This is a genomic window from Pigmentiphaga sp. YJ18, from assembly GCF_038066655.1.
GTDB lineage: Bacteria > Pseudomonadota > Gammaproteobacteria > Burkholderiales > Burkholderiaceae_B > Pigmentiphaga.
Genome location: NZ_JBBUKU010000001.1, coordinates 2,392,439 through 2,408,882, shown reverse-complemented (window position 1 = coordinate 2,408,882; position 16,444 = coordinate 2,392,439). Strand labels below are relative to the sequence as shown.

At 69.5% G+C, this 16,444-nt stretch carries 13 protein-coding genes; 4 read left to right on the top strand and 9 right to left on the bottom strand.

Annotated features, from left to right (window positions below; genetic code table 11):
• Positions 1 to 40 precede the first annotated feature (40 nt).
• Positions 41 to 1,492: an aldehyde dehydrogenase gene (locus WKR98_RS11610; protein WP_341433136.1), complete on the bottom strand. Its 1,452-nt coding sequence runs from the start codon at positions 1,490 to 1,492 to the stop codon at positions 41 to 43.
• Between the two features lie 43 nt (positions 1,493 to 1,535).
• Positions 1,536 to 3,104, bottom strand: a complete 1,569-nt coding sequence (gene mdlC, locus WKR98_RS11605) for a benzoylformate decarboxylase (RefSeq protein ID WP_238160311.1) — start codon at positions 3,102 to 3,104, stop codon at positions 1,536 to 1,538.
• 117 nt (positions 3,105 to 3,221) lie between these two features.
• Here mdlC and WKR98_RS11600 point away from each other — a divergent pair, with 117 nt between their 5' ends.
• The gene (locus WKR98_RS11600; RefSeq protein ID WP_341433133.1) at positions 3,222 to 4,136 is read left to right on the top strand and encodes a LysR family transcriptional regulator; all 915 of its coding nucleotides are present in this window, start codon (positions 3,222 to 3,224) and stop codon (positions 4,134 to 4,136) included.
• Here WKR98_RS11600 and glcF read toward each other — a convergent pair.
• From glcF to WKR98_RS11570, 6 genes are all read right to left on the bottom strand, one after another.
• Entirely contained in the window at positions 4,126 to 5,367 is a 1,242-nt protein-coding gene (gene glcF / locus WKR98_RS11595) for a glycolate oxidase subunit GlcF (RefSeq protein WP_341433131.1), read from the bottom strand. The genes WKR98_RS11600 and glcF overlap by 11 nt on opposite strands.
• Before the next feature lie 18 nt (positions 5,368 to 5,385).
• Entirely contained in the window at positions 5,386 to 6,471 is a 1,086-nt protein-coding gene (gene glcE, locus WKR98_RS11590) for a glycolate oxidase subunit GlcE (protein ID WP_341433130.1), read from the bottom strand.
• 9 nt (positions 6,472 to 6,480) lie between these two features.
• Complete coding sequence (locus WKR98_RS11585) at positions 6,481 to 7,977, bottom strand: FAD-linked oxidase C-terminal domain-containing protein (protein WP_341433128.1); 1,497 nt, start codon at positions 7,975 to 7,977, stop codon at positions 6,481 to 6,483.
• A gap of 298 nt (positions 7,978 to 8,275) precedes the next feature.
• Complete coding sequence (locus WKR98_RS11580; protein ID WP_341433126.1) at positions 8,276 to 9,694, bottom strand: FAD-binding oxidoreductase; 1,419 nt, start codon at positions 9,692 to 9,694, stop codon at positions 8,276 to 8,278.
• 54 nt (positions 9,695 to 9,748) lie between these two features.
• The gene (locus WKR98_RS11575) at positions 9,749 to 12,052 is read right to left on the bottom strand and encodes a molybdopterin-dependent oxidoreductase (protein ID WP_341433124.1); all 2,304 of its coding nucleotides are present in this window, start codon (positions 12,050 to 12,052) and stop codon (positions 9,749 to 9,751) included.
• Positions 12,053 to 12,087: 35 nt separating this feature from the next.
• Complete coding sequence (locus tag WKR98_RS11570; protein ID WP_124688230.1) at positions 12,088 to 13,071, bottom strand: Bug family tripartite tricarboxylate transporter substrate binding protein; 984 nt, start codon at positions 13,069 to 13,071, stop codon at positions 12,088 to 12,090.
• Positions 13,072 to 13,161: 90 nt separating this feature from the next.
• On the opposite strand from WKR98_RS11570, the gene WKR98_RS11565 reads away from it, so the two are divergent.
• Both WKR98_RS11565 and WKR98_RS11560 read left to right on the top strand, forming a co-directional pair.
• Entirely contained in the window at positions 13,162 to 13,938 is a 777-nt protein-coding gene (locus WKR98_RS11565; protein WP_341433122.1) for a helix-turn-helix domain-containing protein, read from the top strand.
• 13 nt (positions 13,939 to 13,951) lie between these two features.
• Complete coding sequence (locus WKR98_RS11560; protein ID WP_341433120.1) at positions 13,952 to 14,509, top strand: cob(I)yrinic acid a,c-diamide adenosyltransferase; 558 nt, start codon at positions 13,952 to 13,954, stop codon at positions 14,507 to 14,509.
• A 15-nt stretch (positions 14,510 to 14,524) separates the two neighbouring features.
• On the opposite strand, the gene aroG is transcribed toward WKR98_RS11560, so the two are convergent.
• Entirely contained in the window at positions 14,525 to 15,598 is a 1,074-nt protein-coding gene (gene aroG, locus WKR98_RS11555; protein ID WP_124688227.1) for a 3-deoxy-7-phosphoheptulonate synthase AroG, read from the bottom strand.
• 276 nt (positions 15,599 to 15,874) lie between these two features.
• Here aroG and WKR98_RS11550 point away from each other — a divergent pair, with 276 nt between their 5' ends.
• Positions 15,875 to 16,438 carry a M23 family metallopeptidase gene (locus tag WKR98_RS11550; protein WP_124688226.1) on the top strand — a complete coding sequence of 188 codons (564 nt, stop codon included), beginning with the start codon at positions 15,875 to 15,877 and terminating at the stop codon, positions 16,436 to 16,438.
• Positions 16,439 to 16,444: the final 6 nt, after the last annotated feature.

Below are 16,444 nucleotides of genomic sequence, written 5' to 3'. Positions count from 1 at the left end.
GCGCCTCGCCCGACCGCAGCGGACGGCCGGCGCGGGGCGATCAGAACGGATAGTGGCGAGGCGTGGTCTGCACGGTGATCCAGCGCAGCTCGGTGAACTCATGGATGCCGGCGCTGCCGCCGAAACGTCCGATGCCGCTGGCCTTGACGCCGCCGAACGGCATCTGCGCCTCGTCGTGCACGGTGGGGCCGTTGACGTGGCAGATGCCCGATTCGATGCGCCGCGCCACCTGCATGGCGCGCGCCACGTCGCGCCCGAACACGGCCGAGGACAGGCCGTACTCGGTATCGTTCGCGCTGGCGATGGCGGCCTCGACGCCATCGACCCGCACCACCGCCTTGACCGGCCCGAAGGATTCTTCGCCGTAGATGCGCATGTCGGGCGTGACGCGATCGAGGATGGTGGCGGGCATGAGCGTGTTCTCGGCCTTGCCGCCGCACACCAGCACCGCGCCCTTGGCCAGCGCGTCGTCGATCATGGCGTTGCAGCGTTCGACGGTGGCCATGTCGACCACCGACCCCAGGACCGCGGGTCCCTTGCGCGGATCCTGCAGCGGCAGCGACTTGGCCTTGGCGCCGAAGCGCGCGACGAATTCGTCGGCGATCTTCTCGTCGACGACGATGCGCTCGGTGGACATGCAGATCTGGCCCGAGTTGGCGAAGGCGCCGAAGGCGGCCGCGCTGACCGCGGCGTCCAGGTCGGCGTCGTCCAGGATCACCAGCGGCGCCTTGCCGCCCAGCTCCAGCACGACGGGCTTGAGATACTTGGCGCAGGTCTGCGCGATGATCTTGCCCACGCGGGTCGAACCGGTGAAGTTCACCCGGCGCACGGCGGGGTGCGAGATGGCAGCCTCGACCACCGCGCCCGCGTCCGCCGGGGCGTTGGTGACGAAGTTGACCACCCCCGCGGGAAAGCCTGCTTCGTTCAGCGCCTCGACGATCAGGCCATGCGTGGCGGGACACACTTCGGAGCCCTTGAACACGACCGTGTTGCCGCAGGCCAGCGGCACGGCCAGCGACCGCACGCCCAGGATCACGGGCGCGTTCCACGGCGCGATGCCCAGCACCACGCCGGCAGCCTGGCGCACGGCCATGGCCAGGCTGCCCGGCACGTCGGACGGGATGACCTCGCCGCTGATCTGCGTGGTCAGCGCCGCGGCCTCCTGCAGCATGCCGGCCGCCAGGTGCACGTTGAAGCCGGCCCACATGGCCGATGCGCCGGTCTCGGCGGCCATCGCCTCGATGAAGGCCGGCCCCTTGGCTTCGAGCGCCTGGGCGGCCTTGAGCAGCAGCGCCCGGCGCTCGCCCGGGCCGGTCTCGCGCCAGCTCGTGAACGCGCGCGCGGCGGCGTCGACCGCCTTGGTCATGTCCTCGGGAGCCGCGGCCGGTGCCCGGGTCGCGACCGAGCCGTCGAGCGGATTGCGGCGCTCGAAGGTGGCCTTGCCGGAGGCCTCGGCGGATTGGCCGTCGATCAGCATGGTCAGGGTTTTCATGTCAGTCTCCTGCTCTGGAAGAATGGGGATAGTGACGGCGGAATCAGGCGATTTCCACGTCCACCAGGATGGGCACCGGCGATGCCAGCGCTTCGCGCAGCACATCGGCCAGCCTGGCGGGATCCGACACCCGGATGCCCTGGCAGGCATGCCCGCGCGCCAGCGACACGAAGTCGAGATCGGGCAGGTCGGTGCCGGCAAGCGGATCCTCGGGCTTGAAGCCGAAGGTGGGGGCGAACTCCGTCAGGGCAGCATAGCGCCGGTTGTTCAGGATCACGAAGGTGATCGGCAGCTTGAGCTGCGCCGCGGTCCACAGCGCCTGGATGGAGTACATGCTGGAGCCGTCGCCGATCAGGCCGATGACCTTGCTCTGCGGCTTGGCCAGCGCGACGCCCACGGCGGCCGGCATGCTGTAGCCCAGGCCGCCGCTGCACATGGTGTAGAAGGTTTCGCTTTGCAGCATGGGCAGGTACTTGTGCATGACCGGCCGCGCGCTGGGCGATTCCTCGACCACGATGGAGGCGGGATCGCGCACCTCGGCCAGCGTCTGCAGCACGTACGCGACCGACATGGGCGAGGACGGCTCGGCGCGCGGCAGCGGCGCCCGCGGGGCCGGCAGTTCGCGGACGGGCGGCGACGTCCGTGCCAGCAGTTCGCGCACGCCCAGGCTGATGCTGCCCACCGCCGCGGTGCCCACCGGCGCCCAGGCCGCGACCTGCGGATCGTCGGTGAGCTGGACCAGCTTCGCGCCGGACGGCAGGTGCGGCCCGAAGCCCTCGACGTGATAGGTGAAGGCAGGCGCGCCGATCACGAAGATGCAGTCGTAGCCGCCCAGCATCGAGACGATCTTCTCGCGGATGGCGGGCAGGAAGCCCATGAACTGGCGATGGTCCTCGGGAAAGCCGCAGCGGCCCGACATGGGCGCGACCCATACGCCGGCCTTGTGGCGCTCGGCCAGTTGCAGCACGTCGTCCCAGGCACCGTCGCGGTCGACGGCCGCACCGATGACGAAGGCCGGACGGCGGGCCGCGTCCAGCGCGCCGGCGATCTCGGTCATGACATCGGGATCGGGCCGCAGCAGCTTGCCGACCCGGCGCGCCTGAACCGGCTCGCATTCACGCGACCAGTCGTCCGCCGGCACCGAGATCAGCACCGGGCCGCAGGGCGGCTGCATGGCGATGTAGTAGCCGCGCGCGATCGCCAGCGGGACGTCCTCGGCCCGCGCCGGCTCGCAGCTCCATTTCACGTAGGGCTTGGGCAATTCGGTGGCCTGCGCCGAATGCAGGAAGGGATCGAAGGGCAGGATGGAGCGCGACTGCTGGCCGGCGGTGATGACCAGCGGCGTGCGGTTCTTGTAGGCGGTGAAGATGGTGCCCATGGCATTGCCCACGCCGGCCGCCGAATGCAGGTTGATGAACGAGGCGTTGCGGCGGGCCTGCGCGTAGCCGTCGGCCATGGCGACCACCACGCCTTCGTGCAGTCCCAGCACGTAGTCGAAGTCGCTGGGAAAATCCAGGAAGAGCGGCAGCTCGGTGGATCCCGGGTTGCCGAAGATGGTGGTCATGTCGAAGGCGCGCAGCAGGTCGAGCACGGCTTCGCGGACGGTGGTCATGGGGGTCGTCTCCGCGGAGGGGTGGGTGCGGGCTGGGGCCCGGCGAATCCCGAGAGTATGGCGAGCACACCCTTGCCTGAACATTGCTTTTTCAGGAAAAAGTCATTACCTTTTGGCATGACCTTCGACATACGCCAGCTCAACGCCTTCCTGGCCGTGGTCCAGCACGGCACGCTGGGCCGGGCGGCGCAAACGCTCAACATCACCCAGCCCGCCCTGAGCCGCACCATCCGCCGGCTGGAGGACCAGATCGGCGCCCCGCTGTTCGAGCGCTACGCGACCGGCATGATGCTGACCAGCTTCGGCCAGGCCCTGCTGCCCCACGCCACGCTGCTGCAGCGCGAGGCCGAACAGGCCACCGAGGAAATCGACGCGCTGCGCGGCCTCTCGCGCGGCACCATACGCGTCGGCGCGGTGGCCAGCGCGGTCAGCCTCGTGCTGCCCATGGCCATCGGGCGCGTGCTGGCCCAGTGGCCGAACCTGCAGGTGCACCTGGTCGAAGGCGTGGGCGATCTGCTGACCGACGCGCTGCTGACCCACGACATCGATCTCGTCATCGGCGTGTCGATGCCGGACACGACCGACATCTGCGTGATCCCCGACTGCGAATGGCACGACACCAGCCAGATCATCGCCGCGTCCACGCATCCGCTGCGCAAGCGCGCGCGGCTGCGGCTGGAAGACACGCAGGGCCACAAATGGGTGCTGCCGCCGCGCGGCACGGCGCCGTTCGACGAACTCATGCACCTGTTCACCTCGCGCGGCCTGCCTCCGCCCGACATCGTGGTGGAGACGCGCTCCATCATCGCCATCAAGAGCATGGTGGCCCACGCCGGTTTCCTGAGCTGGATGCCGCACCCCATGTTCGAGGCCGAGCGCGGCGCCGGGCTGGTGGACGCCCTGTCCATCCCCGGCGTGGTCCTGCAACGCCGGTTGATGGTGTTCCGCCGCACCAAGGGCATTCTTCCCCAGCCGGCCGTCAAGCTGCTGGACGAGCTGCGGCTGATGTGGGCGCGGCCCGCTAGCCGTTGACCCGCTTGCCGGACAACGCGGCGTCGACCGCTTCTACCCAGTGCATGACCGGGGTCGCCGTGCCGCCTTGCAGATGCGCCAGGCAGCCGACGTTTGCCGACAGGATCAGATCGGGATCGGCCTTGTCCAGCTCGGCCAGCTTGCGGTCGCGCAGTTCGCCGGCTATTTCCGGCTGCAGCACCGAGTAGGTTCCCGCCGATCCGCAGCATAGATGGCTTTCGGCGAACGGCCGGAGCGCGAAGCCCAGGTCCGCCAGCAGGCGTTCGACCAGCGGCCTCAAACCCTGCCAATGCTGGATCGTGCACGGCGGATGGAAGACCGGCCGCGCGGCCAGCCGGCCGGCCAGTCGCGGCGCGAGTTCGCCAGCGTGCGGCGCCAGGATCTCCGCGATGTCGCGCACCATGCCCGACACCCGCGCCGCCCGGCCGGCATAGGCCGGGTCGTCGCGCAGGTGGTGCGCATATTCGCGCACCGTGGCGCCGCAGCCCGAGGCGTTCATCACGATGGCCTCGATCCGGCCGGCGTCGATGTCGGCCCACCAGGCGTCGATGTTGGCGCGCATCTGCGCCAGCGCCGCCGCCTGCTGGTTCAGGTGGAAACGCGCCGCCCCGCAGCAGCCCGACCCCGCCGCGACCAAGGCCGAGATCCCCACGGCATCGAGCACGCGCAGGGTGGCCGCATCGATGGCCGGCATCATGGACGGCTGCACGCAGCCCGCCAGCATCAGCACCTGGCGCTCGTGGCGGCGCCGCGGCACCGGACCCGCCGGCCGCCGCGGCGGCACCTTGGCCGCCAGCGCGGACGGCAGCAGCGGGCGCAGCGCCTGCCCCAGCCTCATGGCCAGTCCGAAGGCCGGCGTGGCCATCGTCCGGCCCAGCACCGCGCGCTTGAGCTGGTCGCCGGGCGCCCTTTCCACGCGCGTCTCGACCATGCGGCGACCGATGTCGATCAGGTGCCCGTACTCCACGCCGGACGGACAGGTCGTCTCGCAATTGCGGCAGGTCAGGCAGCGGTCCAGATGCAGCTGGGTGCTGGCCGTGACCTCGCCGCCCTCCAGCATCTGCTTGATCAGGTAGATGCGGCCGCGCGGGCTGTCCAGCTCGTCGCCCAGCACCTGATAGGTGGGGCAGGTGGCGGTACAGAACCCGCAATGCACGCACTTGCGCAGGATGGCCTCGGCCTGCCTGCCATCGGGGGTGTCCTTGATCGACTCCGTCAACCGTGTCTGCATGGAATGGGTGGTTCGTGTCTAGAGGTCGGGATACATGCGGCCGGGGTTGAACACCCCTTCCGGATCGAATTCGTTCTTCAGGCGCCGATGGATGGCGGCCACGGGCGTCGACAGCGGATGGAACACGCCCGACGCCCGCGCCTCGTCCACCGACACGGCGCGGAACAGCGTGGCATGCCCGCCCGCCATCGCGGCCGCCTGGCGCACGCGCTGGGCGGGCTGCGGGCCGCACAGCCACCGCTGCGCGCCGCCCCATTCGATCAGCGTGGGGCCCAGGCCCAGCGGCCGGGTCACCGAAGGCACCGACAAGCGCCACAGAGTGCGCGCGGCCAGGAAGGGATGCGTATGGTCGCGCAGCGACCGCCACCATGCCCCGGCCTCGTCGTCCGCCAACGCCTCGCCGCCCAGCGCCGCGCGCGCCGCGGCGATCGCGGCGCCGGCGCCGGACAGGCGGACGGTCAGGCACCCGGCACCGTCGCCGCCGCTCCAGGCCGTGGCGCTGATGGGCAGCGCCTGGCCGCCCCAGGCATTCATCCGGCGCAGCGCCGTGGCCTCGTCCAGCTCGAAACGCAGGGTGGTCTCGCAGGCGGGCCGGGGCAGCACCTTCAACGACACTTCCAGGATCGCGCCCAGCGTGCCCAGCGAACCGGCCACGAGGCGGGATACGTCGTAGCCCGCCACGTTCTTCATGACTTCGCCGCCGAAACGCAGCACGCGCCCCTGCGCATCCAGCAGGCGCACGCCCAGCACGAAATCGCCGACCGAACCGGCGCTGGCCCGGCGCGGCCCGGCCAGCGCCGTCGCGATGCAGCCGCCCAGCGTCGCGCCGTCCGAGAAATGCGGCGGCTCGAAGGCCAGCATCTGCCCCTGCTCCGCCAGCATCTCCTCCACTTGCGCAAGGGGTGTACCCGCCCTGGCGCTCAGCACCAGCTCACTGGGCTGGTAGTCGATGACCCCCGCGTAGGGCGACAGGTCGAGCACGGCATCGTGGTCCACCGGCAGCCCGTAGAAGCCTTTGGTGCCGCCGCCGCGGATGTACAGCGACTTGCGGCCCACATGGGCCATCAGCACGCGGGCGCGAAGATCGGATAACAGAACGTCCATGGATGGGAATCAGAAGCGGGGGATTTCGGGAAAACGGATGGCATCGCGGTGCACATGCCGGCGTCCGTATTCGTTGCACCGGGCCAGCGTCGGGATGGCCTTGCCGGGATTGAGCAGGCCGGTCGCGTCGAAGGCGTGCTTGATGCCGAAGAAGACGTCCAGTTCCTCGCGCGCGAACTGCACGCACATCTGGTCGATCTTCTCGGCCCCCACCCCATGCTCGCCGGTGATGGTGCCGCCGACCTCCACGCACAGCTCCAGGATCTCGGCGCCGAAGCGCTCAGCCCGCTCGACCTCGTCGATGTCATTGGCATCGAACAGGATGAGCGGATGCAGGTTGCCATCGCCCGCATGGAACACGTTCGCGCAGCGCAGGCCGTACTTGTGCTCCATCTCGGCAATGGCCGACAGCACGCGCCCCAGGCAGCGGCGCGGGATGGTTCCGTCCATGCAGTAATAGTCGGGAGAAATCCGGCCCGCCGCCGGAAACGCATTCTTGCGGCCGGCCCAGAACAGCAGCCGCTCGGCCTCGGAACAGGAAACCTGCAGGCGCGTCGCGCCGCACTGGGCGAACAGCGATTCGATCCGGCAGATCTCGTCGGCCACTTCCTCTTCGGTGCCGTCCGATTCGCACAGCAGAATGGCCTCGGCGTCGAGGTCGTAGCCCGCGCACACGAAGGGCTCCACCATGTGCACGGCGCGCCGGTCCATCATCTCGAGCCCGGCGGGAATGATGCCGGCGGCGATGACCCGGGCCACCGCATCGCCGGCCGCCTCGACCGACGCGAAACTGGCCATGACCACCCGCGCCACGGCCGGACGCGGGATGAGCCTGACCGTGACCTCGGTCACGATGCCCAGCATGCCCTCGGAGCCGACGATGATGGACAGCAAGTCCAGGCCGGGTTCGTCCAGCGCCGACGAACCGAGCTCCAGCACCTCGCCGTCCATCGTGACCACGCGCGCCGCCAGCACGTTGTGCACGGTCAGGCCGTACTTCAGGCAATGCACGCCGCCCGAGTTCTCGGCCACGTTGCCGCCTATGGTGCAGGCGATCTGGCTGGAGGGATCGGGCGCGTAGTAGAGCCCGTGGGGCGCCGCGGCCTCGGAGATGGCCAGGTTGCGCACGCCCGGCTGCACCACCGCCTGGCGCGCCTCGGGGTCGACCTGGATGATGCGGTTGAACTTCGCCAGCCCCAGCAGCACGCCCTCGGCATGCGGCGTCGCCCCGCCCGACAGCCCGGTGCCCGCGCCGCGCGCCACCACCGGCACGCCCATCCGCTTGCACAACCGCAGGACCTGCCGCACCTGCTCTTCGGTTTCCGGCAGCACCACGACCATGGGTACCTGGCGAAACAGCGACAGGCCGTCGCACTCGTAAGGACGCGTGTCCTCTTCCCTGAACAGCACGCAGTAGTTGGGAAGCACATCGCGCAATGCCTGCACCACCTCTACCTGGCGCTCGGTCGCGATCGGGTCCAGCCCGATTTCTGTTGGGGCGTTCATGCACATCTCCAGTAACTTCTGAAGATAGCGTGCCCCCGCTTTCCCCAATAGTGGGATTACCCCCCCCTACGCCCTTCGGGCGCCCAGAGTGGTGGGCCCCCAGCCGCTACGCGGCAGCCCCCCAAGGGGGCCGGGACCCGCCTTGGGGCGGCGCTGGCGGACCGGCAAAGCCGGATCCGCAGCGCCCAGGATCAAAGCAAGAATGCGGTGCTCCGCACCAAGACAACCCCACCCAGACCACGACACGGTGGATCCGGCTCCGCCGGTCCACCGCCGTCGGCCCCCTGGGGGGCGCGCGTCAGCGCGTAGGGGGGGGCAATATCTTCCCGGGATTGAGGATATTCAAAGGGTCGAAGGCCTGCTTCACCTGCCGCATCAGCGCCAGCGCGTCCTCGCCATGTTCCTCGGCCAGGAACTGCATCTTGTGCAGGCCCACCCCGTGTTCGCCGGTGCAGGTGCCGTCCATGTCCAGCGCGCGCCGGACCATGCGGCGGTTGATGGTCTCGGCTTCGGCCCATTCGGCCTGGCTGTCCGGGTCCAGCAGCATCTGCACGTGGAAGTTGCCGTCGCCCACGTGTCCGACCACGCAGGTCGGGAAGCTGGCCTGGGCCAGGTCGGCGTTGGTTTCCCGGATGCAGTCGGCCAGCCGGGAAATCGGCACGCAGACGTCGGTGCTGGAGGCGCGGGCACCGGGACGCAATTGCAGGGTCGCGAAATACGCATTGTGGCGCGCGGCCCAGAGGCGGTTGCGGTCCTCGGGATGCACGGCCCATTCGAAATCCATGCCGCCGTGCTCGCGCGTGATCTCCTGCACCGTCGTGGCCTGCTCTTCGACCCCCGCCGGGCTGCCGTGGAACTCGAACAGCAGCAGCGGCGTCTCGCGCAGGGTCAGCTTGCTGTAGAGATTCAGCGCGCGGACGGTGGCGGTGTCCAGCAGTTCGACCCGGGCGACCGGGACGCCCATCTGTATGGTCTGGATGACCGCCGCCACGGCCGCGTCCACGCTGGGGAAGTTGCAGACCGCCGCCGAGACCGCCTCGGGCTGGGGATACAGGCGCACCGTGACCTCGGTGATGAGGCCCAGCGTGCCTTCGCTGCCGATGAAAAGGCGGGTCAGGTCGTAGCCGGCCGAGGACTTCTTGGCGCGCCGAGCCGTGCGGATGACCTTGCCCTGGGCCGTGACCACCGTCAGGGACACGATGTTGTCGCGCATGGTGCCGTAGCGCACCGCGTTGGTCCCGGACGCCCGCGTGGCGGCCATGCCGCCCAGCGAAGCGTCCGCGCCGGGGTCGATGGGGAAGAACAGTCCGGTATCGCGGATCTCGTTGTTGAGCTGCTTGCGCGTGACGCCGGCCTGCACGGTAACGGTCAGGTCGTCGGGATTGACCGACAGGACCCGGTTCATGCGGGACACGTCCAGCGTGATACCACCTTCGATCGCCAGCACATGCCCTTCCAGCGACGAACCCGACCCGTAGGCGATCAGCGGCACGCCATGCGCGGCGCAGGCCTGGACCGCCGCCACCACGTCATCGGTGCTCTCGGCGAACACCACGGCGTCGGGCGGCACGGCCGGATAGGGGGATTCGTCGCGGCCGTGGTGTTCCCGCACGGACGCGTTCAGCGACAGGCGGTCGCCGAAACGGGCGGCCAGCGCATCGAGACAGGCCTGGGGCACCGGACGGCGCAGGGAGGGGGCTAAAGCGGGGGCATTCATGAATCGACAGCCTAAGGGTGGATCCCCCGATTCTACGCCCTGCCCCGGCCCCGATCAGGCCCGCCGCACCGCCGGCGGCACGAAAGCCGTGACCGGCGGCGCGTCGTCGAAACGCTCGATCTCGACCAGCGCGGTCTGCGCCATCGAACCCTGCGCCAGGCTCGAGGTGCCCTTGTCGAGCGTCACCATGTTCGGATTGCCGTGCTTGTCCAGCGAACCGGACTCGCCGCCCTGCAGCGGGTCGTACCAGGCACCTGTGGCGATCTGGGCAACGCCCGGCATCAGGTGCCCGGCCAGCACGGCCCCCGCCAGGAAGGCCCCGCGGTCGTTGAACACGCGGACCACGTCGCCTTCCCGGATGCCCCGCGCCGCCGCGTCGTCGGGATGCAGGGAGATGGGCTCGCGCCCGGCGACCTTGCTCGCGCGGCTGGCCTGCGCCGGATCGAGCTGGCTGTGCAGCCGGGTAGCCGGCTGGTTGGACAGGAGGTGCAGCGGATAGCGCGCGGCCTGCGCGCCGCCCAGCCATTCGGCCGGTTCCAGCCACGCGGGATGGGCCGGGCAGTCCGCGTAGCCATAGCCTTCGATCGTGCGCGAATGGAGCTCTATCCTGCCCGACGGCGTGGCGAGCGGATGGCCCTCGGGGTCGCGCCGGAAATCGTCCAGCAGGACGCAGCCGGTCTCGGGCTGGGGAAAGGCGAACTGCCCCGCCCGCCAGAACGCGTCGAATTCCGGCGGCGCGTAGCCCGACTCCCGCGCCTTGGCGGCCGCGACCTCGTACATGTGGCGCAGCCAGCCCATCTCGTCGCGCCCTTCGGTATAGGCCGCCTCGAACCCCAGGCGTCCGGCGACCTCGGCCAGGATGTCGAAGTCGTTGCGCGCCTGCCCCACCGGCGGGATCACCTGCCGCATGGCCAGCCAGTACGGGGAGTTCTCGTGCGCCAGGATGTCGTTGCGCTCCATGGTGGTGGTCGCCGGCAGCACGATGTCGGCATGCCGGGCGGCGGGATTCCACCAAGGTTCGTGGACGATGACCGTTTCCGGCGCTTGCCAGGCGCGCAGGAAACGGTTCAGGTTGGTGTTGTGATGGAAGGGGTTGCCGCCTATGGAATAGACCAGGCGGATGTCCGGAAAGGTGATGGCCCGGCCGAAACATTCGATCTGCTTGCCGGGGTGCAGCAGCATGTCGGCGATGCGGCCCACCGGCACATAGGTCTTGACCGCGTTGGGCCCGAGCGGCAGCGTCGGGCGCGGCATGCCCTCGACGCGCGGCGCCATCATGCCGTTGACCGCGCCGAAGCCGATGCTGAAACCGCCGCCGGGCAGCCCGATCTGCCCCAGCATCGCGGCCAGGGTGACCAGCATCCACACCGGCTGCTCGCCATGATCGGCGCGCTGCACCGACCAGCTCAGGTTCACCATCGTGCGGCTGGCCGCCATCCTGCGGGCCAGCGCGCGGATGTCGCCGGCCGGCACGCCGGTGATGGCCGCCGCCCAGTCGGCGCTGCGGGGCAGTCCGCCCTCGCGGCCCAGCAGATAGGCTTCGAAACGCTCGTAGCCTTCGCAATGGCGCGCCAGGAACTCCCGGTCGTGCAAGCCTTCCGAGGCCAGCGTATGGGCGATGCCCAGCATCATCGCGGTATCGGTATGGGGCCGGATGGGCATCCACTCCGAGCGGGACGCGGGCGGCTGGTCCGCGCGCGAGGGACTGATGGTCACGAACAATGGCCCGCCGCTTCCGGTACTCCGGTACCAGTCGGGGTTGTCGTGCACCACCGCGCCGCCGGGATCGAGCTGCGTGTTCTTCAGGGCGGCGCCGCCGAACATCACCATCAGTTCGGTCGAGGCCATGACCTCCGGCCACGATGCCACGAGATTGGTGATGTCCGAGCGCCCCAGGACATAGGGCATGATGCCCAGCGCGGCTCCGAAGCTGTGGTTGCCGCGCTTGTCCACGTAGCCGCCGTGCAGCCCCAGGAAACGCTTGAGCACGCTGGGTCCGTGGTGCAGCCGGCCGGCGCTGGCCCAGCCATACGAACCGCCGTAGATCGCCTCGTTGCCGTGCTCGGACTTGATCCGGGCCAGTTCGTCGGCGACCAGGCCCAGCGCCTGGTCCCAGCCGACCGGCACGAACGCGTCGCCGCCGCGCCCCTGGCCGTTGCGGTGGCGCAGGTAGCCGGCCCGCACGTAGGGCTGGTCGATCCGCAGCGGCCCCCGCACGATTTCCGGCAGGCCCCGCACGAAGCTGGCCGGATACGGGTCCGCATGGAACGGCACGGTATCGACGATGGCGCCTTGCTCGTCGGTCACGACGTCGTAGACGCCCCAGTGCGAAGCGGTCTGGGTGGTTCGGGTCGCCACAAGGCCTCCTGGAAAGATGGAACGATCGCCGGCCGTCAATCGGCCTGGATCTTCAATTCGTCGATCAGCCGCCCCAGTTGCCGGTAGTCGGCGGCCACCTGCGCCCCGAGCTTGCCGGGCGAGCCTCCTGCCGGCACCGCCGACAACGCCGCCAGCGCCTCCCCCACTTCGGGCAGCGCCAGCACCTGCCCCAGCTTGTCGTTCAGCCACGCCACCACCGGCGCCGGCGTGCCCGCCGGCGCGAAGAACGCGTTCCAGGCGCGCAGGCGCACGTCGGGATACCCGGATTCGGCGATGGACGGCACTTCCGGCAGGAACGGCGTGCGGTCGGGATCCGCCACCGCGATCGCCGTCAGCTTGCCGGCCTTGAGATACTGCCTGACCGGCCCGATCGTCACAAGGGCGACCGGAATGTGGCCCGCCACGACGTCCGTCACCGACGGCGCGACGCCCTTGTACGGAATGTGCTGCAATCCCGTCCCCGCCGACCGGTTCAGCCATTCGCCCACGATGTGCATGGGCGATCCGGATCCCGAGGTGCCGTAGGAGATCCGCTGGCCGCGGCGGGAGGCGTCGACGATGTCGCCCAGCTTCCTGAAGCCCGAACCGGGATGGGCGACCAGCAGCAGCGACGACGTCGTCATCTGGATGACCGGCTTGAAGTCCGCCACGGGATCGTAGCCGGCGGCGCCGGCCTGCTTGAGCACCAGCGGCGCCGTGGCGAAGGTCGAGGGCGCGAACAACAGGGTATAACCGTCCGGCGCCGCATGCGCCACGTGGCTGCTGCCCAGCATGCCCGACGCGCCCGCGCGGTTGACCACCAGCACGGGCTGCCCGGCCCGGGGCGCGAGCTTCTCGGCATAGAGGCGCGCCATGACGTCGGTGTCGCTGCCCGGTGGATAGGCGACCACGATAGTGATAGGCTTTTCCGGATAGCGTTGCGCGTAGCCGGCCGCGCTCCAGACGACCCCCGCGACGGCCAAGGCCGCGCCCAACCGCCGGCGAGTGATTTTCAACATGACGTTCCTCCGTGGTATTGCCGGCACTATAGGAATCGCCCGCCTCCTCCACTGGCGAGAAACCGTCAGTTTTCGGCGAAGAACCGACACATGAATCCGCTGCCCGTACTCCTGCCCGTGGACATGGCGGGCGAGCCGCTGTGCGTCGTCGTGCGCGAAGGCCAGGCGGGCGAGACCTCGCTCCACACGCACGCCTGCGGACAACTGCTGTATCCCGAACGCGGCGCCACGCTGCTCCAGACCGAGCACCACCTGGTCCGGCTCGGCCCCAGCCGCGCCGCCTGGATCCCGCCCGACCTTCCCCACGCGGTGCTGATGGAGCGCCCCTACCGGTATCACAGCGTGTACGTGGACGCGGCCATGTATGCCGAGCCGGCCTTTTCCGTGACCGGCATCAGCCCCCTGCTGCGGGAGCTGATCTTCGACGCGGGGCGCTGGGACACCTCGCACGCCGACGCGCCATCGCGCCATTGGAAGACCCAGGTGATCCTGGACGAGATCCGCCAGGCCCCGCGCGTGGCGGCCGGCCTGCCCATTCCCGAGGACGCGCGCATCGCCCAGATCTGCCGGGCGCTGGAAGCGGACCCGTCGGATGGCCGGACGCTGGCGGAATGGGCGGCGCAGGCCGGGGCCAGCGAAAAGACGATGCAGCGCATCTTCGTCAAGCTGACCGGATTGTCGTTCCAGCAATGGCGCAACCATGCCCGCATGACGCGCGCGATCGAGCTGCACAGCCTGGGGCGCCGCATGCTCGACATCGCCGTCGAGCTGGGCTATTCCAGCGAAGGCGCCTATTCCCACGCGTTCAGGCAGTTCTACGGCTACTCGCCCGGCCAGTTGAAAAGAAAAAAGACGGAAGCACCCTGATCATGGAGCATTCATGGGACATCGATTGAGCGTGATCGCCACGCGCACCGGCGACGACGGCACCACCGGCCTGGCGACCGGGCCGCGGGTGGACAAGGACTCGCCGCGCATCGCAGCCATCGGCGACGTGGACGAACTGAACAGCGCGCTGGGCCTGCTGGCGACCGAAGCCTTGCCGCAGGACATCGCGCACGACCTGCTGGACATCCAGCACGACCTGTTCGACCTGGGGGGAGAACTCAGCATGCCCGGACAGGCCCTGCTGGCGGAGGCGCGCGTGGCGCACCTGGACGGCCTGCTGGCCGACTACAACGCCCGGCTGCCGCCGCTGCGCGAATTCGTGCTGCCCGGCGGGAGCCGGCCGGCGGCCCTGGCCCACCTGGCCCGCACCGTGTGCCGCCGGGCCGAGCGCGCTGTGGTGGCGCTGGCCCGCGTCGAGACCGTCCACGCGCCGGTACGGCAATACCTGAACCGCCTGTCGGACCTGCTGTTCGTGCTGGCCCGCGCCATCAACCAGGACGCCGGCACGCCGGAAGTCCTGTGGCGCTCGGGCCGCACCCGGGGCGGCTAGCCCCGGGGCCTGTTGCTACTTGCCGCTGCTGGTCGCCACCAGCCGGCGCGCCTGCACCGCCTGCGCCAGGCGTTCGAGCACCTGCACCGAGGCATCCCAGTCGATGCAGCCGTCGGTGATGCTCTGGCCGTAGACCAGCGGCTTGCCGGGAACCAGGTCCTGCCGGCCAGCCGCCAGATGGCTTTCCACCATCACGCCGATGATGCGGTTGTCGCCCGCTTCCATCTGGCGCGCCACGTCGTCCAGCACCTGGGGCTGGTTCTCGGGCTTCTTGCTGCTGTTGGCGTGGCTGGCGTCGATCATCACGCGCTGGGCCAGGCCGGCCTTGGCCATGTCCTGGGCGGCGGCTTCCACGCTGGCCGCGTCATAGTTGGGCGCCTTGCCGCCGCGCAGGATGACGTGGCAGTCCTCGTTGCCGTTGGTGGACACGATGGCCGACACCCCGCCCTTGGTCACCGACAGGAAATGGTGGGGCTGGGACGCCGCCTTGATCGCGTCGACCGCGATGCGGATGTTGCCGTCGGTCCCGTTCTTGAAGCCCACGGGACACGACAGGCCGGACGCGAGTTCGCGGTGGACCTGGCTTTCCGTGGTGCGCGCGCCGATGGCGCCCCAGGAAACGAGGTCGGCGATGTACTGGGGCGTGATCATGTCCAGATATTCACACCCCGCAGGCAAGCCGAGGGCGTTGATCTCCAGCAGCAGCTGGCGGGCGGTGCGCAGGCCCTTGTTGATGTTGAAGCTGCCGTCCAGGTCGGGGTCGTTGATCAGGCCCTTCCAGCCCACCGTGGTGCGCGGCTTCTCGAAGTACACCCGCATCACGATCTCGAGTTCGCCGGCGAAGCGGTCGCGCTCGGCCTTCAGGCGGGAGGCGTATTCCAGGGCGGCCTTGGTGTCGTGGATGGAACACGGCCCGATCACCACCACGAGGCGGTCGTCCATGCCGTGCAGGATGCGGTGCAGCGCCTGCCGGGTGGAATAGACCGTCTCCGAGACGTTGGTGGTGCAGGGAAACTCGCGCATCAGGTGCGAAGGCGGAGCCAGCTCCTTGATTTCTCGTATGCGCAAGTCGTCGGTGTTGTGGGACACGATCCTCTCCTGGATTTCAATGATGTCTGGTGTACATGTCTTGGGGGGGTTGCCCCACCGTTTCGTCCAGGCACAAAAAAAGCCGCCAGGACGCTGGCGGCTTTTTTGGGGCAGGAATCCGTTAGATACGACGCTTCCTTTCCTCCGCCAGCGGCTTTGGAAATCCAAAAAAGTAAAAGTAAAAATACGTGGAAGCGTAGTTCATAAAATATATCGTAGCAGGGGCCGGCCGCTTCGGCAAGTGGCGGGCACCGTTCTTGCGGACGGCGGAAAACCATGGCTACGCACGCTTCCCCCTCCTGGGCACCGCCCCGCCGGCGGCGCCGCCGGCTGCTGGCCTGGACGCTGGCGGCCGCGGCGCTATGGCTGGGCTGGCCCATCGTACGCCCGGCGCTGGAGATCCCCCTGTACGGGCTGAGGCTGGCGACGATGCCCGCCCCATCGCGCCTGCCCGTGCCGGTCGAGGGAGTGCGCTCGCGCGACCTGCGGGACACCTGGAACGCCCCGCGCGCCGACGGGCGGCACCACGAAGGCATCGACATCTTCGCCCGCCGCAATACCGCCGTGCTGTCGGCCACGGAAGGCATCGTGACCCGGATCGGCCCCAACTCGCTGGGCGGCAACACGGTGTGGGTCATGGGCCCCGGCAGGCAGATGCACTACTACGCCCACCTGGAACGCTATGCCGACCTGCGGCCGGGTCAGCGCATACAGGCCGGGATGCCGCTGGGCTATGTGGGCAACAGCGGGAATGCGCGCGGCACCCCTACGCACCTGCACTACGGCATCTATGCGGCCGGGGGCGCGATCAATCCGTATCCGCTGCTGGCCGGGCGCTGAGGGTGC

Coding starts and splice junctions, on each gene's coding strand:
- WKR98_RS11585 (WP_341433128.1), bottom strand. CDS start 7,977: ATGAACGCCCCAACAGAAATCGGGCTGGACCCGATCGCGACCGAGCGC.
- WKR98_RS11570 (WP_124688230.1), bottom strand. CDS start 13,071: ATGTTGAAAATCACTCGCCGGCGGTTGGGCGCGGCCTTGGCCGTCGCG.
- mdlC (WP_238160311.1), bottom strand. CDS start 3,104: ATGACCACCGTCCGCGAAGCCGTGCTCGACCTGCTGCGCGCCTTCGAC.
- WKR98_RS11580 (WP_341433126.1), bottom strand. CDS start 9,694: ATGAATGCCCCCGCTTTAGCCCCCTCCCTGCGCCGTCCGGTGCCCCAG.
- WKR98_RS11560 (WP_341433120.1), top strand. CDS start 13,952: ATGGGACATCGATTGAGCGTGATCGCCACGCGCACCGGCGACGACGGC.
- WKR98_RS11610 (WP_341433136.1), bottom strand. CDS start 1,492: ATGAAAACCCTGACCATGCTGATCGACGGCCAATCCGCCGAGGCCTCC.
- glcF (WP_341433131.1), bottom strand. CDS start 5,367: ATGCAGACACGGTTGACGGAGTCGATCAAGGACACCCCCGATGGCAGG.
- glcE (WP_341433130.1), bottom strand. CDS start 6,471: ATGGACGTTCTGTTATCCGATCTTCGCGCCCGCGTGCTGATGGCCCAT.
- WKR98_RS11550 (WP_124688226.1), top strand. CDS start 15,875: ATGGCTACGCACGCTTCCCCCTCCTGGGCACCGCCCCGCCGGCGGCGC.
- WKR98_RS11600 (WP_341433133.1), top strand. CDS start 3,222: ATGACCTTCGACATACGCCAGCTCAACGCCTTCCTGGCCGTGGTCCAG.
- WKR98_RS11565 (WP_341433122.1), top strand. CDS start 13,162: ATGAATCCGCTGCCCGTACTCCTGCCCGTGGACATGGCGGGCGAGCCG.